General features: G+C 67.1%; 12 protein-coding genes and 2 pseudogenes. 7 read left to right on the plus strand and 7 right to left on the minus strand.

What is annotated here, in order from left to right; genetic code table 11:
• Positions 1 to 342 precede the first annotated feature (342 nt).
• The 4 genes and pseudogenes from AB0469_RS39895 to AB0469_RS39910 form a co-directional block, all read right to left on the minus strand.
• A pseudogene (locus AB0469_RS39895) lies at positions 343 to 660 on the minus strand (transposase); the annotation flags it as partial.
• 397 nt (positions 661 to 1057) lie between these two features.
• Positions 1058 to 1654, minus strand: coding sequence for a hypothetical protein (locus AB0469_RS39900; RefSeq protein WP_366456521.1), 597 nt, complete (start codon positions 1652 to 1654; stop codon positions 1058 to 1060).
• A gap of 70 nt (positions 1655 to 1724) precedes the next feature.
• Positions 1725 to 2684, minus strand: a complete 960-nt coding sequence (locus AB0469_RS39905; RefSeq protein WP_366456510.1) for a Hint domain-containing protein — start codon at positions 2682 to 2684, stop codon at positions 1725 to 1727.
• Positions 2685 to 2692: 8 nt separating this feature from the next.
• Positions 2693 to 9007, minus strand: coding sequence for a ricin-type beta-trefoil lectin domain protein (locus AB0469_RS39910; protein WP_366456511.1), 6315 nt, complete (start codon positions 9005 to 9007; stop codon positions 2693 to 2695).
• A gap of 580 nt (positions 9008 to 9587) precedes the next feature.
• On the opposite strand from AB0469_RS39910, the gene AB0469_RS39915 reads away from it, so the two are divergent.
• The 5 genes and pseudogenes from AB0469_RS39915 to AB0469_RS39935 all read left to right on the plus strand — a co-directional run bounded on the left by AB0469_RS39915 (position 9588) and on the right by AB0469_RS39935 (position 16069).
• Complete coding sequence (locus AB0469_RS39915; RefSeq protein ID WP_366456512.1) at positions 9588 to 12668, plus strand: FG-GAP-like repeat-containing protein; 3081 nt, start codon at positions 9588 to 9590, stop codon at positions 12666 to 12668.
• A 369-nt stretch (positions 12669 to 13037) separates the two neighbouring features.
• Positions 13038 to 13334 (plus strand): hypothetical protein, encoded by a 297-nt coding sequence (locus tag AB0469_RS39920; protein ID WP_366456513.1) that lies wholly within the window; start codon positions 13038 to 13040, stop codon positions 13332 to 13334.
• A 150-nt stretch (positions 13335 to 13484) separates the two neighbouring features.
• The gene (locus AB0469_RS39925; RefSeq protein ID WP_366456514.1) at positions 13485 to 14150 is read left to right on the plus strand and encodes a thioredoxin domain-containing protein; all 666 of its coding nucleotides are present in this window, start codon (positions 13485 to 13487) and stop codon (positions 14148 to 14150) included.
• 160 nt (positions 14151 to 14310) lie between these two features.
• Positions 14311 to 15110, plus strand: a pseudogene (locus AB0469_RS39930) (IS5 family transposase); the annotation flags it as partial.
• Between the two features lie 563 nt (positions 15111 to 15673).
• Entirely contained in the window at positions 15674 to 16069 is a 396-nt protein-coding gene (locus AB0469_RS39935; protein ID WP_366456515.1) for a hypothetical protein, read from the plus strand.
• Here AB0469_RS39935 and AB0469_RS39940 read toward each other — a convergent pair.
• Genes AB0469_RS39940 through AB0469_RS39950 form a run of 3 tightly spaced genes read right to left on the minus strand, consistent with a single transcriptional unit; the run spans position 16035 to position 19348 of the window.
• Positions 16035 to 16343, minus strand: a complete 309-nt coding sequence (locus AB0469_RS39940) for a hypothetical protein (protein WP_366456516.1) — start codon at positions 16341 to 16343, stop codon at positions 16035 to 16037. The two genes, AB0469_RS39935 and AB0469_RS39940, sit on opposite strands and share 35 nt — an antisense overlap.
• Positions 16344 to 16358: 15 nt before the next feature.
• A complete protein-coding gene (locus AB0469_RS39945) occupies positions 16359 to 18986 on the minus strand; it encodes a serine protease (protein WP_366456517.1) in 2628 nt (875 codons plus the stop codon).
• A 32-nt stretch (positions 18987 to 19018) separates the two neighbouring features.
• The gene (locus AB0469_RS39950) at positions 19019 to 19348 is read right to left on the minus strand and encodes a trypco2 family protein (protein ID WP_366456518.1); all 330 of its coding nucleotides are present in this window, start codon (positions 19346 to 19348) and stop codon (positions 19019 to 19021) included.
• A gap of 311 nt (positions 19349 to 19659) precedes the next feature.
• Between AB0469_RS39950 and AB0469_RS39955 the strand changes: the two genes are divergently transcribed.
• Both AB0469_RS39955 and AB0469_RS39960 read left to right on the plus strand, forming a co-directional pair.
• Entirely contained in the window at positions 19660 to 20505 is an 846-nt protein-coding gene (locus AB0469_RS39955) for an HNH endonuclease signature motif containing protein (protein ID WP_366456519.1), read from the plus strand.
• 235 nt (positions 20506 to 20740) lie between these two features.
• Positions 20741 to 21120 (plus strand): transposase (locus AB0469_RS39960; protein WP_366456520.1); only part of this gene is annotated, 380 nt, incomplete at its 3' end.

Raw genomic sequence — 21120 nt, forward strand, 5'->3', positions numbered from 1 at the left:
GCCCGCCGAATACGAAGCCAACCACTACCTGAGCACCACGAAAGCCCAGGTCACACACAACATCTGAGATCTCTACCGAACCCGGAACGGTTCACCACCGGACTGCGCCGGGTGCCAGGACCACGCCCGCCGCCGCGACAGCGCGACCGGCCCGCTGCGCGGCACCGTGGTCACGGACATGCAGGTGCTGATGAAGCGCTGCGCCGAGGACGGGCACTGGTGACCGGCCGCTGCGGGTTCACAGTCGGCGAGACGGTGCTCGACCGTGACCGCCAGGCGCACGGCGAGGTCGTCGGCGTCTACCCCTCCCCGCTGGTGGTGCGGCTCGCGGACAAGGGGTCGGGGCTTGCGCCCTTCCTTCGCGCGGGCCAGGCCGGTCAGGTCGTAGTTGAGCTGGGCAAGGATTCCCTCGTCGCGCCAGGCGGCGTAGTAGAAGTAGACGGTGCCGTGGCCGGGGAAGTCGTGCGGAAGGTATTTCCAGGGGATTCCCGTGCGGTTGATGTAGAGGATCGCGTTGAACACATCGCGTAAATCGACCTTGGCCGGCTGACCGGTGGGTCTGCGTTCGAGCCGGGCATTCCGCCAGGCCGTCAATGTCGGCTCGATCAGGGCCCATCTGGCGTCGGACAGGTCGCTGGGGTACGGCTTGCGCCCGCTCACGGCACAGCGTGAGCATGGACATGCCGGAAGATGCCGCTCCGCTGACAACTGGGAGGTTCTGCAGTATCTCTACGTCAGACGGGTTTCCAGGCAAAGAAGCGGATGAGGCGGACGGGGCGGCTCTCGCTCTGCCAGGCGGCATTCTTCCCCTACGGGATAAACCGCATCGGAATAGGACAGTCGCATAAGCCGCATACAGCCCTTGACCTGGGTAAACGCCCTCTTAGGGCGGTCCGAGCGGTCGAGCGTTGGAGACTTGAGACTCGCTGCCACGGCAGCTTTTCGCTGACGCTGCCACGAACACACAGAATCCCCCGCCGAGATCCATCCCGGCGGGGGATTTTTGCTTTTTGAGTGTTCAGTTAGTGCAGGCAGCGCAAGGTTATTTTAGGGGTGCTCACACATTCCGTACGGCCCGAAATACGGGAATATCAACATCTTCAGGATCAAAGCACGAGTCATCTTCGTGCCCCTCGAGAATGAAGCCGAAGAACGTCTTCAGTGCCTCATTCCCTAGCTCCAACGGATGGAAAGGTAGTGGGTAGTTCTTTGCGTGATGCAGCGGACGCTCGCCACTCCAAAATGGCGTCTCGAAGGGTAGCCTTTCACCCACCTCCTCGATAATCCCAGCGCCTGGGCTCACGCTCAATGCGCGAACCAGCTGGCGGTCCGACCAAACGGCGAATGCCGTCCAGTCCTCCGCGCTATGCATGAACACGCCGTAGGCGTCCCTTCCATCCGCCAAACGGGAAACGGTTTCGGTCAAACGGCTAGGTTGCGGTTGCGCTAGTTGGCGAGAGCAGACAACATCGAGGCCGGGGAAGGATGCTGCACAGGCGATTTCCTCGCCGGGCCAAATGGCAAGGTCGAGTGGTAGGCGATCCGTTTCTTCCGTGACGACTCCGAGGATTTTCTCAGCGAGAGCCTTACTTTTTTGGTGATTAATTCTTGCATCGCCTTGGAGTACTTCTCTCGGATTTGCCTCGACAAACATGATCACGGCCGCTTTTGAGCCCATTGAACGCGCCTCCGTTTCCGGTCATGCACCTGCTTGGAAATTCCGACTAAGGCTTACAGGTTGGACATTCCCACAAATCGACTTCCACCTTCATCTGGACTTTCGATCCCTTCGTTAGTCCGGGAACCCGGCTGGTGTTCAAAATCGCCCCACCTTTGGCGAGTTCGGGGTACCCGATTTCCTGATTCTCGGTGACTGTTGCACCCTTGCCGGTCTTCACCTCAATTGCGGTCCATTCTCCAGCAGGGTTCTTCGCTACGAAATCAGCGCGGAATACCTTGCCTTGGCTGTTCTTGAATCTGACTTCACGTGTGATGTCTGTGTAGCCGCCCTTTTGTAGTTCGTTCAGTGTCGCCGACTCACCCAGGGCGCCATGTGGCATTCCGTCGACTGGGCATTCTCCCGCGTTATGCACCAATACGGGAGTCGCCCCTGCCAGTACATAGTACGTGTGGAGCGCTGCAACCGTGAGGTTGTGGGTGACGAGGTGGGTGCGGTAGGTGCGAGCGCTTGTGAGAGTGACGGATTCTCCGTCTGCTGTCCGCAGGTGGGTGCCGGGGATGAGGGTTTCCGCGTCGCGCCACTCGCGGTCGGATTCCGACCAGAAGGGATGATGATCGGTGGTCGTGATGGTCTGGGGGCCGTCGACCGTTTCGATGGTGAGGTCGACGTATTCTTTGTCGTCCTCGGTGCGGATGGCTGCGGTCACTGTCTCGGTCGTGGTCTCGCCTGTTTCGGGGTCGGTGGCCAGGACCTTGTCGTCGGGTTTCAGTTCCTCGATGGGCTTGCTAGTGCCGTCCGCGAGGAGTACGCGGGTGCCAGATACGAAGCTGTTCTTGCATACTCCGGGCTTTGACTTGCCGACTCGAGCCGCCGATTTGCCAGCGAAGAATATCTTGCTGAGGCTCTTCTCGAGCTCTCCGCCCTGGTCGAGTTCGGCGTACAAGCCGAGGCCCAGCATGTATCCCAGGTTGTCTACTGAGTTCTCGCAGGTGATGCCGTCCATGTTGCACATCACATGGGAGATGTACGGGAGGACTGGCACCGAGGTGGCGTTGCACCGTCCGTCCTTGTACATGCAGTGTCGACCCAGTTGTACTTCTTGAAGAGATTGGGCTGGTGCTTTTCTACGGCGGCGAATGCGTTATCGAGGGCCTTCTGACTCTTGTAGTAGATCTTGACGGGGCCGATATGGATGTAGCTGTCCTCCTCGTCCGGATAGTAGTAAGACTTGAATCCGAGCGAGTGGTAGTTCTCAGGGTGGTTGACGATGTTGCAGCCGCCGCACCCGCCGCTGCTGATACCACCGCTGTCCATGCCCTCGTAGATCATCAGGCCGGAAGGGTCGCTGTTGGTGATCGGGTTGCCGTTGGCGTAGGTGTAGCCGTTCATCTGGAGCGGGTCGGTGATGTCGATGATCGGGTCGACGGAGATGAAGCGGCCTGTGGAGGGTTCGTACTCGCGGGCTCCGATGTGGGTCAGGCTCGTGCTGCTGTCGTCGACGCCCGTTCCGAGGAAGGTGCGGTCGCCGGGCCAGTTGGCGGGCTGGCCGCCGCGGGGGTTGCCGTAGGGGTCGGATTTGCGGCGGGTGACCGTTTGGCCGGCCGCTGCGTCGACCGAGGTGGTGGCCGTGCCGTGGTGGTCGGTGGTCAGGACCGAGAGGTTGTGGCCGGTGGCCTTGCCTGAGGTGCGGCGGACGGTGGTCGGAGCGCCGGGGCTGCTGTAGTAGCGGACGGCGTCGACGGCCTGGCCGGCCTTGTTGACCGTGATCTCGGTGTCGCCGAGGTAGAGGGTGCGGCTGCTGCCGGTTTCCTCGATGAGGCGGTTGCCGCCTGCGTCGTAGAGGTAGGTGGTGGTGTTGTCGAAGCTGAACTGCTGGGGTCCGGTCGCGTTGCAGGACCACAGTTGGAGGTCGCTGCCGTCGGTGGCGTTGTTGGGGACGTCGACGCACTGGTTGGTGGCCGGGTTGTTGAGGGACTTGTCGCTGGCGCGGTAGACGAACTTCTGCTTGTCGCTGCCGTCACAGGTGGCCAGGACCAGCTTGGTTCCGCTGGTGGTGAGGCACTTTTCGAGGGCGCGGACGGTGTCTCCGGAGAGGCGCCAGCGCTGGGCCTTGGTTTCGTTGCAGGGCCAGATCTGTACCGGGGTGCCGTCGGCGGTGCCGGCGTTTTCGATGTCGATGCACTTGCCCGAGGCGCCGGTGACCGCGACGGCTCCGATGCCGGGGCTCGTGGCCGAGGTGAGCTTGTTGCGGCGGTCCCAGTTGAGGGTCTGGGTGTCGCCGTTGACGCGTCGGCTCTTGGTGTTGCCGGAGGCGTCGTAGGTGTACGTGTTGAGAGAGGTGACCGTGGAGCCCGGGGTCCGGGTGGTCTTCTCCGCCTGGGCGAGGGCGTGCGGCTGGGTCTTGGTCGGGGGCTGGGTGCCGTTGCCGGCGACGGTGATGCCGTAGGTGTAGGTGGTCTCGTCGTCCAGGGCGCTGTTGGTCAGGTCGTGGTCGATGAGTTTGGTGCGGTTGCCGATCGCGTCGAACTGGTATTCCTGCCAGTAGCCGTCACCGTCCGGGCCGGGGGTGACGTCTGCGGGGCTGGGGCCGGTGCATGCGTCCGTTTTGCCGGTCCAGGCTTTGGCCAGCCGGCCCATCGGGTCGTATGCGTAGCACTGTAGGTCGGTGCGGCCGCCGGGCTGGCTGTCGGTGACCGAGGTGATGTTGCCTGCGGGGTCGTAGGCGTAGGAGACGTCGCTGATGCGGTTGGGGCCGGTCTCGCGGTCGCTGATCTGGTGCGTGACCTGGCCGGTGTTCGGGTTGTAGAAGTTGGTGGTCCACAGCCGGTTCGGGGCGTTGCCGGACGCGGTGCGCAGGACCTCGCCGAACGGGCTGTACTTGATGTCCGCGGTGTACCAGGCCAGGCCCGACTGGGTCTGGGGCATGCCATCGGCGTTGTAGCGGGTCACCAGTTTCTCGGCGGCCAGGCCGCCGGGAGTGGCGGGCAGGGTGCTTGACTGGACCTTGCCGGTCGGTGTGTAGGTGACGCTGGACGTGTAGGTGCCTGCGAGGCCCCTGGTCGCGGGCACGTCCGGGATGGTGGTCTTCGATCCGGTCGGGCGGTACTCGGCGTCGTAGCCGGTGACCTCGGTCTTGTACGCGGCTCCGCTTTCGTAGCGGGTGGAGGAGACAGGCTGGCCCAAGGCACCGGGCAAGGAGTCGAAGGTCCACGAGGCGACGAGGGGGCCGTTGGCTGCGTCGTCGCGCAGCTCGGTCTTGCGGCTGAGGTCGTCGTAGGTCGTGTACTGGGTCCGGCCGGTGGAGTCCTTGAGCCAGATCTGCCGATCCAGGTTGTCGAACCCGAATTCCGAACGGCCGGTGTCCGGGTCCTCGGAGGCGGTCAGCCGCCCGCGGGCGTCGTAGGTGTACGTCCAGTTGTTGCCGGCGGCGTCGGTGACCGAGGTGAGTTTGTCGCGGGTGTCGTAGGTGTAGGAGGTCCTGTTCCAGGTGGTGAGGTCCGAGGCCGTGGCGTGTTCGACGGCCGAGGTCCGGCCCAGGGGGTCGGTCCAGGTCTTCGAGGCGCGGCTGCCCGGGAGCGGGGTGTTGCCGTCGGCGGACATGGCCGAGCGGCTGAGGGTGAAGTCCCCGCCGTACTGGACGGTGGAGGAGTACTGCGGCACATCGGCGTGGAGCGTGGTGGCGCGAACGGCCCGGCCGAGGCCGTCATAGGCGGTCGCGGTGGAGTTCGGGACCTGGAACACGGATTCCGGTACGAAGATCTTCTTCGTCGGCGTGCCCTCGGCGTAGTAGGCGTTGTTGGTCTGGCTGACCGTGCCGTTTGCGTTGTAGAGGGTGTCCTTGATCACCCGCCCGCCGCCGAGGGCATCGCCCTGGCTCTGGCGTGGGCGCATGAGGCCGTCGTAGATGTCGACGGTCTGCTTGTAGGTACCGTTGTCCTGAAGGGTGCTGCTGGTGACTGCCGGGGGCTCGTGTTCGGTGATCTGGTACGAGAAGGTGTAGGCGGCCTTGTCCGTTCCCGGCTTCTGGGACGGAGTCCATACGGCGGTCGAGCGCCCCAGGTTGTCGTAGGCGGTCGTGATCTTACGGCCGTTGGGGTCCGTCTTCTCGATCGGGCTGTTGCGGCCGGGATCGGCCTTCACCGTGCTGGTGCGGCCCATCACGTCGGTGCCGGTCATGCTGAAGGCGGGGCCTGTCGCCGGGCTGTAGGCCGTCGTTGCGGAATGGCCGACGGCGTCGAACACCTTGGTCGCGCGTCCGAGCACGTCGTACTCGGAGCGCGCAGTCGTGACCCAGCCTGTGCCGGCGGCGTCGTTGGTGTCGACCTGGGAGACCAGTCCCCTGTCCGGGGTGGCGCCGAAGGCGCCCGGCGCGTCATAGGCCGTGCGGCTGTCGGAGAGCAGCGACCCTGTTGCTGCCTGTGCGCAGTCGCCCGCGGTGGTGCGGACGCGCTGGGGCAGGCCGATCAGGTTTTTGGCGGTGTTGTGGACGTAGGTCGTGGTTCCGCATATCTGGCCGGTGGTCTGCCACCCACCGGTTCCGTTGGGGCTGGTGGCTTCGGCCTGGACGGTCTGCTTCAGCCCGTAGACGGGCTCGAAGGTAGTGTGTGTGCGCAGGGTCCGAGTGGCGCCCCCGCTGATCGTCGTGACGTTGTCGGTGCGCGAGGTGCCTGACCGGTACGCGTTGAGCGAGGTGTTGCCGTCCCGGGGGCGGGAGGCCGTCTGCTGGCTCCACGGCCATGCCAGGGCACGCGAGACCACGCTGCCGCCGGCCTTGGTGTAGGTGATGGTCTCGGCGGTGAACCCCTGGAACTGAGACAGGTCCTCACCGAAGTCCTCGGCCCCGGTCGAATCCTTGACCGTGATCTTGGCTCGGCCCGCGTCTCCCGACATGCCGCGGAAGAAGCGGGTACGGGTCTGGGACTGCTCGGTGGCGTCGGGCTTGCCCGCGTTGGCGGTGACGCCCTTGCTCGTCACCACGCTGGCGTAGCCGCGCCACTGGCTGTAGCTGCGCAGCTCGGGCTTGGAGAACTCGTCGTTGTCCTTGGCCCAGGCGGCATCGCCCTCGTAGGTGTAGGAGGTGGTGACGTCGGGCTGCCGGGCGACGCGGTCCTTCTCGGTGACCTTGTCGACGACGTACTTGTTGAACCACTGCAGCGGCGGCTTCTCCAGCTCAGGGTCCGGGGACCAGTACACCGGGAAGCAGCGCGTGGTGTTCTCCTCCGGCTTGGGGAACGTACCGCCGACCGGGCAGGGCGCGGAGTAGCCGACGACGATCTCGCCGCCCGTCTCGGTGCGGATGGTCTCCACACGCAGGCGGTCGAAGTCCGGCGTCGCGTCGGTCGGGCCGGTCGCGACGCGGTTCGGCATGTCCTTGACGTTGGCGACGAAGGAGACCGGCGGAAGGCTGGTCGACTGCTGGTTCCCGGCGCTGTCCTTGGCAGTCCCGTACCCGGTGCGGGTGATGGACTCCAGCCACAGCGGCGGGTGGGTGTCGGTGCGCTGACGCGGGAACGACTGGGCCAGGTTCCAGCGGTCCACCAGGGACAACGCGGTGGATCCCTCGGTGCGCTGCGCGTACGTGGTGACGGCCGTCAGGCGCTTGCGGCTCCAGAACGTCGGGGAGCCGACGTAGCAGTCCTTGGCGGTCGGCTTGCAGTACAGCGTGGAGGGGGTGTCCCACCACGGCTGCTTGTCACCGTAGTTGTTGCCCTCGAACTCGGCATCGGAGCACTGGACGGTGCCTTCCTTGATGCAGCGCTCGGTGACCGTGAACTCGACCTTGCCGGCCGGGGGGCCGGAGAGGTTGTCGCTGCGCAGGCCGTAGGTGATCTGCGTGGGGTAGCCGGCCCGGGCGTAGGTGACCGCCTCCTTGAACTTGGAGTTCTTGGCGTAGCGGTTGGTCTCCTTGGCCCAGTCGATGATCATGGCGTTGCCGTGGACGTCCTCGACGTAGTCGAGGTTCCAGCGCCAGCCCTGGTCACAAGACGAGGCGGCGAAGGTGCTCTGGTAGCAGGGCTCGCCGGGGTGGTTGCCGAAGACCGGCGCGGTCAGAACCGAGTTGGTGACGGGGCGGCTGCCCGCGCCGTCGACGTCGTGGCGGCCGAAGAAGTAGCGGGTGCCATCCCGCTGGGTGACGATCCAGTACTCGCCGTCCTTGGCACCGTTCGGGACCGTGGTGTCGGTCTTGTGCTCGATTCGGGAGCCGTCGTCGGAGGCGGGGATCCAGTTGCCGGTGGCGGCGTCGTGGACGAGTTCCGTGGTGGAGCCGCCGAGCGACAGCATCACATTGTCGCCGGCCCAGCAAAGGTCGGACTTCTTCTTGTCCGTGGCGTTGTCGTTGTTCGGGGCGCCTGAAGCGTTCTTGCGGTCGTCGGCGCAAGAGCGGTAGCGGCGTTCGATGTAGCCGGGCTCATAGCCCCAGCCGTCACCGATCCAGGATGCCTGGCCGTTGGAGACGGAGGTCCTGCCATCGACTGCCTGGGAGGAGTACGAGAACCTCACCTGCGGTGAGGGCCCGGCCGGGGGCGCGGGCACCGTCAGCGGGTAGGACCAGGAGAAGCCGCCACCGCTGCCGCCCGCGGTCCAGGAACCGGAGGGGGAGAGGGAGGTGGCCTTGTATGTGCCGCCGGCGCCGGAGGCGCCGTCGGATGCGGCCAGGACGGTGGGTCCGCCGCTGCCGCCGGCCATGGTGCGCAGGCCCTGGCTCGGAGCGGTGGCCGGGTCGATGGTCGCGCGGACGGTGCCGGTGGCGGGGTCGTTGGTGCTGGGGACGTCCTGGGCGACGGTGCACTCGGGGAGGTCCGGGGTGGTCAGGAAGCACTCTGGGAGCTGCTTGAGCTCCAGGCGGGTGGCCCACTCGGTGCCGTAGAGGTCCTTGAACTTCTTGTAGTCCAGCTGGACGTCGACCGGCGTGGATCCCTCGGCCGGCGGGGTCACCTTGATGAGCGCACCGTCGACGTTCGCGGCCTCGGTCGTGGCGCGCGTCTCGACCGCCACCGACCAGGTGCCTGACGGCGCGGGCGGGGTCGGGTTCTCCGCGGTCGGCGAGGCCTTGCCGATGCTGACGGGCAGGGTACCGGCCTGGACCAGCTGGTCACCGGAGAGGGCGACGCTGGCACTGCCACCGGCCGGGGGCGTCACCTTGGACGGTTCGTACTCCGGCGGCGACTGGACGGGTGCGCCCGCCCAGCCTTCGAGTTTGGCCGCCTCGACCTTGTCGAGTTTGGCCTTCATGTCCTGCTGCAGACCCGGCAGCTGGACGCCGCTGCGGTCGCCCGGCGGTGCCGCCCAGGCTTGGATCGGCAGGAGTGATACGACCAGCGCCACCGAGACGGTGAGGCCGGTACGCCCGGCGAGGCGCGCGCGTTTCGCGCGTGCTCTTCTGTTTCCGGGCAGGCGGAAATTATGCGCCGAGAACGGCGACATGTGGACCCCCCACGCTCTGCCCACGGTGAAGACACACGTGTGGCAGGAAACTGACAAATAGTCCGCTGATTCTGTGGCGTGGCGCACAGGAAATCCATAGGAACCGTCACTGTGTGGTGTTTATCACTTACCGCCCGCATACGCCGCAACAAAGCCGACATTTCGTGCCGAGCTCCGACATCCTTGCAGGTGACGATGTCTGTGCGATGCGTCATGCTCTGCTCGCACATTCCATGCGCGAACGGCCGGATGGGGAGCCGGTATTCGCGCCACCCGGTCGCCCGGCCGTATCGCCAGCGAGTACCCAGGGGTGGCTGAATCGCATGCCCGAGGGGGGAGAAGAACCAGCGTGTCCAAAATCGATCCCGAGCATGAAGACGGGCCAAATAAGGCCCCCGAAAAAGCAGTTGGGTGGCAAGCCTGGTATCGCCGGCGCAGGGCTTGGGGCGGACTTGCCGCACTGCTGGCCGTTGCGGTGGCGGTGCCGGTTGTCCTGAACCAGGACGAGACCCGTAAGCCGGTTCAGGCCAAGCCCGCGAAGGCGAAGGGCCCGGTCAGCGCGGCCGAGGGCCGGCGGCTGGCGCGGGAGACGGGGAAGGAGGTCGAGGTCACGGCTGAGGCGTCCGCGTACACGAGCACCTGGGCGCAGCCTGGTGGCACGTTCAAGCTGAGGGTGTCGAGCCTGGCGAACCGGGCGAAGGTCGGCAGTGAGTGGAAGCCGATCGACACGACCCTTCAGCGGGTCGATGGTGGTTTCGCGCCGAAGGCAGTCAATGGCAAGGTCGTCTTCAGCGCGGGCACCAAGGCGTCGGGGGACGGAAGCCGGGCGTCACGCGGTGCGTCGCGTGTGGCGCTCGTGCAGCCCGCGGTAGCGAAGGCCGACACCCCGCAGCCGGCCTGGACCGAGCTGGTCCGTCTGAATCTCGACGGTCATGATCTAGCCGTTGCGTGGCCCGGTCCGCTGCCCGAGCCGGTCATCTCCGGCTCCCGGGCCCTGTACGAGAACGTCCGCCCGGGCATCGACCTGGTGCTGACGGCCCAGGACGGCGGCTACACCCACGTCCTGGTCGTCAAGGACAAGCAGGCCGCGGCCGACCCTCTGCTCGGCCAGCTGAACTACCGTCTCTTCTCCCCGGACCTGACTTTCCACCTCGACGAGGCCTCGCATTCGGTCAGCGCCCAGGACGCCCAGGGCGAGGAGGTAGCAGGCTCGCCGACCCCCTTCATGTGGGACTCTGCCGGGAAGGTGGCGGTCACCGAGGGCGAGGCCGTCCCGGCTCCGGCCCCTGAGGCCAAGGCCCACCCCACTCTGGCCCTGTCCGGGCTGAACGGTGCGGAGGGCAACCACGCGGTGTCCGCCGGCGCCGCCCTCAGCGGCGAGAACGTCCTGACGGTGACCCCGAACACCAAGCTGCTGAACGACGCCGACACTGTCTACCCGGTCTTCATCGACCCCTCCTTCAAGGGCCACAAGCAGAACTGGACCACCTTCTACAAGACCGAGGGATCCTCCAGTTTCTGGAACGGGCAGAACTACAACAGCGGCAGCGGCACCCCCGAGGCCCGTGTCGGCTACGAGTCCACCTCGGGCGGCACCTCGCGTGCCGCGTTCATCTTCGACTTCGGCAGCGAGCTCTACGGCTCTCAGATCCGCTCCGCGAACCTGCGGATGCTGCAGACCTACTCCTGGGGCTGCACCGCGAGAGCGTTCGACGTCTACCACACGCCGCTGATCACCAGCTCCAGCACGTGGAACAACACCGACAATGCCGGGTTCTGGGGCAACCGCATCGCCGGGGCTTCCACCGGCTTCGGCTACAACAGCTCCTGCCCCGATGCGTGGGTGGGCATCGACATCAAGTCGAAGGTCGAGGAGGGCGCCCGTGGCGCCTGGCAGAACCTCACGCTCGGCCTGCGTTCCCCGAACGAGAGCGACGCGAACTTCTGGAAGAAGTTCCAGGCCAATGGTGAGAGCGCCCCGTACATCGAGGTCGAGTACAACAAGGCCCCCGACGAGCCCACCCAGGCCGGCATGGACACCGTCCCCGGCGGCGTCTGTGTGACGGACGCGCCGTTCAACAAGGTCGGAAAGTCCGACGTCATGTTCGAGGTCCAGGGCCACGACGGCGACGGCAACCTCAAGCAGATCCAGTTCAAGGTCTGGCGCACCTCCGATAACCAGGTCGTCTTCGACCAGTGGATCTGGCCCGACAGCTACGGCGTCGCTCGCACCACCATCCCCTGGGAGTCGTTCGCCGCGAACACCTCCTACTCGTGGACGGCGACCGCCGGCGACTGGGACGGATCAACCTCGGCCGCCGGCCCGGCCGGTACGGACAAGCCGTGCACGTTCACGATCGACCACACCCAGCCCACCGCCCCCACCATCCGCTCCGACGACTTCCCCGCCCCCGGCCCGGACGGCGCGGAGTGGAGCAAGAACACCCTCGGGCCCGGCAAGATCACCGTGATCGCGGGCGGTACGAACCCGGCGGACATCCGCGAATTCCAGTGGTCGCTGAACCACCCCGTCTACGACCAGAAGACGGTCCCGGCCGCCGGCCAGGACACCGTCACCGTCGACGTCAACCCCGACAACGCCGGACCGAACCTGTTCTACGTCCGGATCGTCACCAAGTCCGGGAACGTCTCCAACCCGTTCATCTACACCTTCTACGTCCGCCCCCGCCCCGGCCTCGACGGCCCCGGCGACGTCACCGGCGACGGCAAAGCCGACATACTCGCCGTCGACGGCAACGGCGACCTGCGCGTCTACCCCGCCGACGCCACCGGCGACGTCGACGCGTGGATGCCCGCCGCCACCGACAACGGCAAGCCCGCACCCGCCGGCTACTTCAAGAACGCGCTGATCGCGCACTCCAGCGACTGGTACCCCGGCGACGGCATCACCGACCTCATCGCCCGCATGCCCGACGGCAGGCTCTACGTCTACCAGGGCGACGGCAACGGCCGCTTCGACATCAGCCGCCGCACCGAAATCCTCCTCCCCGCCGGCGCACCCGACCCCGCCACGCTCTCCCAGATCGTGGCCGTCCCAGACGTCAACGGCGACGGCTTCGAGGACATCTTCGCCACGGCGGGGGACACCTTCTGGGCCCTGACCGGCTACAGCGGCGCCTCCATCACCGAAGCCCGCCAGCTGTCGGCCACCAGCTGGACCAAGCGCGACATCATCAACATCCGCGACGTCACCGGCGACGGCGTCCCCGACCTCGTCTACCGCGACGACTCCACCCCCGACCGCGGCCTCGCCCTGCGACGCGGCAAGCCCGGCACGAACGGCGGCGTCGACATCAACTCCCTCGCCCTCGCCGTCAACTCCGCCGACGGCAAGGACCTCACCTACGGCACCACCGGATGGGACAGCACCACCTGGCCCCTCCTCCGAGGCACCCCCGACGTCAACGGAGACGGAATCCCCGACCTCTACCTCACCCGCAACGACGGCACCCTCCACCTCTACTACGGAGGTCGCACCGCCATCGGCAACGGTTGGCGCGTCGAGGAAGACGACTGGGCCACCGCGCGTACTCTCGGATGACCCCACGCGGGCGCCCGGCCGGACTCCCGGCCGGGCGCCCGCAGGCAGCGCACCTTCTGGCACCGAGACCACCAGGCCCCCACGTGGCGGGCTGGCGAACGGTGCCGCTGGCCACTCGCCCTGAAGCGGATGTGGCCCATGCGGGCGAGGGAGCGATCGCCGGTTTCCGGCGACCCGCTCCCATCCTGGCCGCTCCCTCACCTCCTCGCCCAGAATTCACAGGCGAGACCGGGTTCGGCCGCAGGAGGCCCTGTCGGCCGTTGACAGCGTGCGCAAGCCGTTGTCGGCGCGCCGTTGCCCGGCAGGCAAGCCCCTCGCATCCTGACGATCAACCACGACCACGACGACAAGAACGAAGGAAACCCGCCCATGAAGCAGATCCCCGACCTCGGAAAGAACACGCTCGACAAGCCCGACCCGTGGGCCAGGTTCCGGGGGCTCACCTGGTGGCAGCTGGTGCTTTCGATCGCGCCGATCCTTCTGCTGCCGATCGGCGGAGCCATAGGCGGCGCCTTCGGGGCAGCGGGCCTCTTCGCGAACCTCTCCCTCGCCCGCAAGCACTTCCGGACGCCGTTCAAGGCCTTGGCGATGCTGGGCGTGGCACTCGGCTCATACCTGGGATACGTCCTCGTCGCGGGTCTCCTCTACAACCTGGTCAAAGGCTGACCATTCTCCTGCGGCCGGAGCACCGCTCCGGCCCCGCCCGTACGGACCGGCGTCGGCGGGGGAGTAACGCAGCCGCGCGAGTCGGCGGGTCCTCCCGCACACCTGGGAAGGCATATCTGCATGAGAGCCGCACACATCCGTCCCCTACTGGTGACGGTCGTTCTGCTGGGGCTGACCGCGACGGCCTGCGGAGATCAGACGAACGCCGCGCAGCGGGAGCGCCGCCACCCGTACGCCGCCATCGAGGACCTGCCCGAGGCCCTGGCGCCGGACGGAACCACGATCGTCGTGGGGGACCCGCGACGGATGCCCGTTCACATCTATGAGGACATGCGGTGCCCGGTGTGCAGGGAGGTCGAGGTGACGGGTGCGGGCCCCTCACTGCTGGAGATGACGCTGGGCAGGGAAGTGCATACCGAGTACACCCTGTCCTCGGCCCTGGACGGCCGCCCGGGCGGCGCCGGCTCGAAGAGGGCCGCCAACGCCCTGCGTGCCGCGCTGGAGCAGGGCAAGTTCGCCGAGTACCGAGCCGTTCTCCTCCGCACCCGACCGGAGGACAGCGGCGACGGCTTCACTGACACGCTCCTGCTCGACGCGGCCTCACACGTGGACGGCCTCCGCGGGCCGGCATTCGACTCCGCGGTCAAGGAGATGAAGTACGCGGACTTCGTGGAGGAATCCCAGAAGGCGTATGAGGCCGCCGGCGCACCCGTGCTCCCCGCCGTCGACATCAACGGCAAGCGCCTGCCAGACGAGCAGTCCGACGTCCTGCTCACCGAGGACGTGCTCCCGGTCTTGATAGCCGGCTACCGCTGACGTCCCGACCCGGTTCGGAGGAAGACGGTCAAGCCCAGCGGATCTTCTGCTAACCCGGAACCGAGGCGCTTCGCCAGCGGGCTCGGCTCCACCCCCATGGGGGAGCAGAACCTGGCTCCGGCCTTGCAACCCCTAACGAAATGATCTCCGGGCTGGTTGGATGGGCCTCCGAGTGCTGATCGGGGGGTGCCGGGTGGCTCGGTGGAAGCCGTGGGAAGTCGATGATGAGTTCTGGGCGGTGATTGAGCCGCTCCTGCCGAGGGTGGAGCGTCGGGCCCGTCATCCGGGGCGGAAGCGGCATCCGGACCGGCTGGTGTTCCAGGGCATCCTGTTCGTGCTGCACACCGGGATCGCCTGGGAACACCTCCCGCAGGAACTGGGCTTCGGGTCGGGCATGACCTGCTGGCGCCGCCTGGCGGAGTGGACCGAAGCCGGAGTCTGGCCGCGGCTGCACGAGACTCTCCTCGCGCGTCTGCGTGGAGCGGACGCTCTGGACTTCTCCCGAGCCGTGGTCGGGCTCACACATACAGGCGTTAAAGGGGCTCCAAGACAGGACGAAGCCCTGTTGACCGGGGCAGAAACGGCAGCAATCACCACCTGATCACCGATGCCACGGGCATTCCGCTTGCGGCCACACTGACCGGGGGTAATCGCAACGATGTTACGCAGTTCATTCCCCTCCTGCAGGCCATCCCGCCGGTCCGGGGCAAACGCGGCCGCCCCCGCCGGCGGCCTGACACCGTGCTCGGCGACCGCGGCTACAACCACGACAAGTACCGGCGACTCGCCTGGGCCCTGGGCGTCAAACCCGTCATCGCCCGACGCGGAGTCCCCCACGGATCAGGCCTCGGCACCGACCGTTGGGTCGTCGAGCGGACCTTCGCCCACCTGCACTGGTTCCGCCGACTGCGAATCCGCGGGGAAGTACGCGACGACATCCACGGAGCGTTCCTCAGGCTCGCCCGTGAGGAGCCAGCCGCGAGCGTGCTTCCCATGGGCCAGGGCCTCATGGCCCCGCAGCTCAATGTGGACAACGAAGGCAAGTCCACGGACGACTTCGTGCTCCGTACCGGCATCAACCTCCCGATGGGAGATGCCGCTGCCTGGCGCCCGCTGTCCGAACGGTCTATCGACGCCCTTGCCCAGGCCCTGAACGTCTCTGCCCTCCCTGGCACACTGCACAACCTAGGCCATGCGGCGCTCGATCAGTCCATGGGCTTCCGCCCGCTCGGACACAACCGGGCTCGGACAGCCCGGCTGGTCTGGCAGGCCGTCGGCCGCACGGCCGTGAAGCACCCCGTCGAGGCCATCGTGACGGTCACCCTCCCCCAGATCTACGGTCCTGGTTCCGCTGCCCCAGTCGCGAACATCACCGTCGACGTCGTCTCCCGGATCTGCCGGTAGTCCAGCAGCATGGGCAGCATGTCCTGGGAGCACCGCTACCCGCTGCCGGACCTGGTGATTCTGTGCGACGGCCTGCTGAAGGCCCTCGTCGACCCCAGGATCGTCGAGGAATCGCCCGGATGACGGACATCGACACCGCCCTCGTGGCGCAGCCGCGTGAGCTCCACCTCATCGCCGACCAGCCTGTAGTCGACCTCCTGCCCAGCGCCGACCTCCAGGAAATCCCGGGGGCCGGCACGTCGTTGGAAGGCACCTTCCATGCCAACCCCGCACTGGATCTGCGCATCACCGCAGAGCGCCAGGAGCAGGTGGATGACTGGCTCCGTCAGCTCGGTCTGGACGCCGGCTTGTCCGGCATGGAGGCGCTCGTGGAGCGCTACCGGGCCACCACCACGCCGCCGGTGTGGTCGTCGGTAGATATGTCTGTGGCCCCGAACCGTGTCCTGTCGCGGTTCGGGGCGCTGGCCCTTTGGACAGACGTTATAGCTCGACGTCGAGGCGCTCCACGTCGGTGAACTCCACGCCCAGACCGTGCGCGCGGCTGTTGTTGGCGCGGACGTACATCTGGGCGAGGCCGTCGGCGGCGATCTGCCGGAGCTGGTCCTCGGTGGCACCCTGTTCCCGCGCGGTGAACAGCCGGTCGGCGAAGGTGGGCGGCAAGGCCTGGGTGATGTCGCGGATCCGGGCGTCGTCAGTCGTGCCCGAGGCCGCGGTGAACCCGAACCGGGCGCGGGTGGAGACGACCAGGCCGTCCGCAGAGGCCGCCTTCTTCAGCGCCTTCGCGCGCACCTGAGGCTGCCAGCGTCACTCCGGCAGGTCCTCGGCGACGGTAGATGGCCGAGTGTTCTGGAGCTGGCCAAACTCGAAGCGCCAGGCGAAGGTCAAGGCAGTGAGGCCGAAGGCGAAGAGGGTCGGCCACAGGACCCACTGCAGGGGCCAGTCCGCAGGCCAGGTCCGATCAATCATGAAGGCAGTCAAGGTCGTCAGCCCGATCGCGAAGAGCGGCACGATCCAGGCGAACGAAACCGTGCCGAGTTGACGGCCCCCGAAAATGCTCGCGACGGTCAGGTGCATGAACACGTTCATGGGGACGAACAACCAGAGGACCCACCCGTCGTCCCCGATGCCGGACTTGAGTGCGGCAGCGGCTGCAACGGCGCCGACCAGCGTCAGGTGGCCAAGGCCAAGGACGCCGACGACGTACCGGGTGAGCCAGCCCACCTGTGGTTTCACCAGGACGAGATGGGAGCCGGGGGTAGGCGCGGTTGAGCCTGGCTCGGCCGACGGTTCTGGGGGACCGGGCTCCTGGGCGACAGGCGCGCCAATCAGCTCCCCTACGTCGTCCCTACCGGCGGCTGTCCGCTCCTGGGCTTCGCTGATGAGACTGCTGGCCCACTGGTAGGTGTCAGGGTCGGCGTCTGGGTCCGTGGCGCGGTCGGCGACGGCGTATTGGAGACCGGCGAGCCACTGGCGGGCGTGGTCGGTGGCGAGTTCGACGGTGACGGTCTGCACGGCGAGGCGCAGCAGGCGTTCGGGGTCGGCGGCGACGGCCCGATGGGCGCCGGCGGCGAGGCCGGGCTGGTCCTGGGCGGTGCGGGCGACGGTGCTGAGGGTCTGGTGGCGCTGCTGGGGGGCGAGGGAGTCGTGCTGCAGGAAGGTTTCAATGAACTCCTCGCCACTGTCCGTCTCGACTTCGGCGAGCCAGGCGGCGGCCAGCGGTTCGCCGACGGCGCCCCAGTGGGCTCCGTCGGTGGCCGGGTAGGCAGCGGTCAGGACGTCGTCGAGTGCGGCCAGCTGGCGGGCGTCGGGAGGGGCGGTGATGCCGTAGCCGCGGTGATGGACGTCGAAGCCGGCCCGGACGGCGGCCCGGCCGTCCTGTGCGGTGCGCGCTCCGGCGAGGAACTGGGCGGTGACCAGGGTGCGGAGCAGCTTGTCGTCGACGGTGCCGTCGGGCAGGCGGGCTTCGGCGACGCGCCGTACGTACTCCACCTCGTTCGCGAGCAGGACCTCCATGGGGTGGTCCTTCAGGGCGAACTCGGGATTGGCGTGGGCCAGGACATCGGCGAGCGCGGCGATGTGGTGGTAGATCACCGGCTGGCGCCCGGCGTGCTCGATGCCGGCGCCGTAGAGGCGCGGCGCGTCAGCGACGATGCTGTCCGGCCAGGTGTCGTCGCCGTGTCCGGCCTGCTGGAGCAGCCGGATGCGGCGGGCGAAGGCCACCTTCGCCTCTACGTAGATATCTTCCGGGCTGTGGCCGTCCAGCGCGTCGTCGGGCGTCAGGGTGAACGCGTGCCCGGCCGGCCCGACGTTCCGGGTGCGCAAATGGCGGCGCAGCGCCGGCCACCAGGTGTCGTGTCCGCGGGCCAGGAGCAGGACCCGCACTGCGGCACCGTCGTGGGAATCGGTCAAAACGGCCATGAGGTCGCGGATCTGGGGGAGGCGGGTTTCTGCGAGGTCGACGGCCAGAAGCAGCGGGTAGCTGGCTGTGGCGAGAACCTGGTAGTCGGTGTGGGTGGGGTGTTCGGCGAGGAAGCCTCCGCTCCACGGCCTCTGGCTGCCGGTGCCTGTGGTGAGCCGGTCCAGGACCTCGGTGAGGAGGCGGGATTTGCCCGTGCCTCCAAGTCCGGTCACGGCGGCGACGTCGATGCGGTCCGGGCCTTTGCACCACTGCTCGATGCGCTCGACGAGTTCGCCCACGCCGGTGAGGTCGGTGACCTGGGAGCGCGGATCGAGCAGGTAGGTGGAGGACAGCCTCGGGTCGGGAGCGTTGTCCATCAGCGGCCGCAGGTCGGCGGGCTGCAGACGCGGGGACATGCCGGTGTGCGCGGCGACCACGCGGGTGAAGCCGTCGGCGGCCAGCAGGTGCGAGAGCGGCAGCACCATGATGATCCGGTCCCACTGGCGGTCGACCAGGCGGGCGAGTCCGATCAGTACGCCGTTGCAGAAGACGCCGGCCCCTGACAGCCCCTGCCAGTTCTTCACATCGGTCGGCACGGGACCGTCGACCTCCAGCCCGTACAGCTTCGAGCGGGATCCGGTGTGCGGGGCGATGGCGCCCTCCACCGTCTTCAAGTCGTCAACGTACCGCTCGGAACGCACCAAGGCCCGGCGGCGCATCGCCTTGGGGAAGCCCGTCATTGAGCACACGGGGCGCTGTCCCGGGGAGTCGCAGACCAGTTCGCCCCAGCGCACGATGCCCGTGCCGACTCCGACCAGAGCACGGTCGGCCTTCAGCAGCACCGCGTCCAGCTCGGGGCTCTCCCACACCACCGCTGCTTCGGTGAAGCCGGTGCTTGCCGTGTCCCGGACCGCGACGACACTGCCGCCTCCGGGCAGGGCCACGTGATGGGCGGTGAGCACCAGGCCGGGCGCGATCAGGCAGCCGGTCCCGTACGAGCCCTTATCCTGGTTGCTGACTTCGACGGTCCGCAAAACCGCTCCCCCCGCCATCGCGTGGCCCCCTTCTACCGCAGGCCGTCCACGGGCCCGCCGCGGCCTCCGCCCATGTCGCCGATCAGTAGATCACCGCCCTCACCGTCCGGAGCGACCGCCAGAGTGACCGTCATCCGGTGCGTGGCCGTCTTCGCCCTCTCACCTTTCGCGTCGGCGGAGACCACGAACGCCTTCACCCCGCCGCCGGCCGACGCGGTGTGCCGAAGCTCGATCCCCAGATCCAGCACGATCTCCTTGACGGTGAACCGGACCGGCGACCCGTCCCCGTCCTGCTGCGCGGCCGTCAACCCCCCGCGCACCGCCTTGATCGCCTCGGACAGTTCGGTGGGCTCTAACTCCATGGTTTCCCCTTGATCGGTTCGGTGCGAAGAGCAAGTCTGCCGGGCTGCGCCCAGCGGTGGAAGGCCATCGGCAACCTTCCCAGCGCGGGCTACGAGGCGGCGGTCGATGCAGCGCGCTGGAGTGGCGCCGACGGTGGCAGCGGCAGATGGAACAGCCGCAGGCCAGGCCCTCCCCTCCAGCCAGCCGCCGACATGACAGGGTCCCCGCCGAGTCGGCTTGAAGAAGTGCTGAGTAGATGGCCGGAACCTCTACTGCGCGTCAAGGTCGGTGATGGGATGGTCGCTCTTCGTGACCAACTTGAGGGGGGCTCGTGGCTAGCACACCGCGGCGCAGCTATAGCAACGCAACGATCGCAGGACTGATGACGCTCGCCCGAGGAGGGTGCTACTGGCCCGACTGTGGCGTGCCAACCATTCGAATGGTCAACGGTGCACCCCGTCTGAACTTGGAGATCGCGCATGTCCGAGCGTTCGAGGAAGGAGGTAAGCGCTACGACTCAGACTGGTCAGTCGGCGAGCGCAACAGCTTCGCCAACCTCATCCTGCTCTGCCACCCACATCACTCCGAGATCGACGGAACGAACAGCGACCAGTACCCGGTGGAGCTGCTGGAGCGCTGGAAACACGAGCGTGAAGCCGATGGACTCAGTGCTCTGGCAGGGTTGAGTAACCTGACCGAAGATCGACTCGGCGAGATGATCAGTGGAGCGCAAACAGCACTGGTCACCCGCCTTGAGCCGGCCTTGGACGAATTTGCGAAGACAGCTCCCGAGCTCGCGGCGTTGCTGAAGGTCACCGTCAAAGAGCTTGCCAACCCTCGCGTCCATGGGTTCGGGCTCTCCGCAGACGAGATCAACTCGCTGAGTCGCTCCTCTGGCCAACTCGCTCACCTTCAGGACACTGCCTTCCTGCTCGTTGACGCGTCGCAGAAGCTGGCACATCTACAGGACACGGCGAGCACGCTGGCCGACGCCGCCAGCGACCTCGTAGGGCTGTCTGACGACGCGTCGACGTTGCATCAGGCCGCAGCCAAGGCCGAGCGAACAGCAAACCGGCTGATGGACAGCCTCGGGGGTCTTCCCGACAGCACTCGGCTCCTTCAAGTAGCTGCAGACAAAGCTGCACGAGCCGCGGAAAGAATGGGAAACGGCTACTGAGAGGTCGTTTTCACCCGCATTGCCCATATTTAAGGTGATTCTCGAGGCGTGCGATCGCGGTGCGGTAGTGACCACTGGTGTAGTTGTTGCCTGTGGGCCGGGTGGGGTAGCGGGTGGGGCAGGATGGCTCTTGTCTCTGTTTCATCCCAGGATGTCCGGCCATGGCCGCCTGTGTGCTTCCGGCGCCGTGGCTGTGCGCCTGGGCGCACTCGGTCTCCGGCGGTACGCCAGAGGCATGGCGAAGCGACGTCCGTATCCGAGTGATCTGTCCGATGCCCGCTGGGAGTTGATCGAGCCGGTCCTGGCCGCCTGGCGTCTCGAGCGCCGCAGGAAGGCGCTGGGCTTCGGTCGGCCGCCCGAGCATGACCTGCGCGACATCATGGACGCGATCTTGTATGTCGACCGCACCGGGGTCCAGTGGCGCTACCTCCCGCACGACTTCCCGCCCTGGAACACCGTCTACGGCTACTTCGCCAAATGGGCGGACGAGGGCGTGTTCGCAGAGCTCAACGGCCTGCTCAGAAGCCGTTGTCTTTCCGAGAGTGATGGGTGCGTTTCTGCTGGTCAGGCGTGGGGTGGGGCTTCCGGTGGCAGGGACGAGATGTTGTGTCGTCT

Origin of the sequence: Streptomyces sp. NPDC093801 (genome assembly GCF_040701585.1) — a bacterium.
Classification (GTDB): Bacteria; Actinomycetota; Actinomycetes; order Streptomycetales; family Streptomycetaceae; genus Streptomyces.

What these genes read in the sequence shown, in the direction of transcription:
- AB0469_RS39920 (WP_366456513.1), top strand. Translation starts at nt 13,038, where the DNA reads ATGAAGCAGATCCCCGACCTCGGAAAGAACACGCTCGACAAGCCCGAC.
- AB0469_RS39900 (WP_366456521.1), bottom strand. Translation starts at nt 1,654, where the DNA reads ATGTTTGTCGAGGCAAATCCGAGAGAAGTACTCCAAGGCGATGCAAGA.
- AB0469_RS39905 (WP_366456510.1), bottom strand. Translation starts at nt 2,684, where the DNA reads ATGGACGGCATCACCTGCGAGAACTCAGTAGACAACCTGGGATACATG.
- AB0469_RS39935 (WP_366456515.1), top strand. Translation starts at nt 15,674, where the DNA reads ATGACGGACATCGACACCGCCCTCGTGGCGCAGCCGCGTGAGCTCCAC.
- AB0469_RS39950 (WP_366456518.1), bottom strand. Translation starts at nt 19,348, where the DNA reads ATGGAGTTAGAGCCCACCGAACTGTCCGAGGCGATCAAGGCGGTGCGC.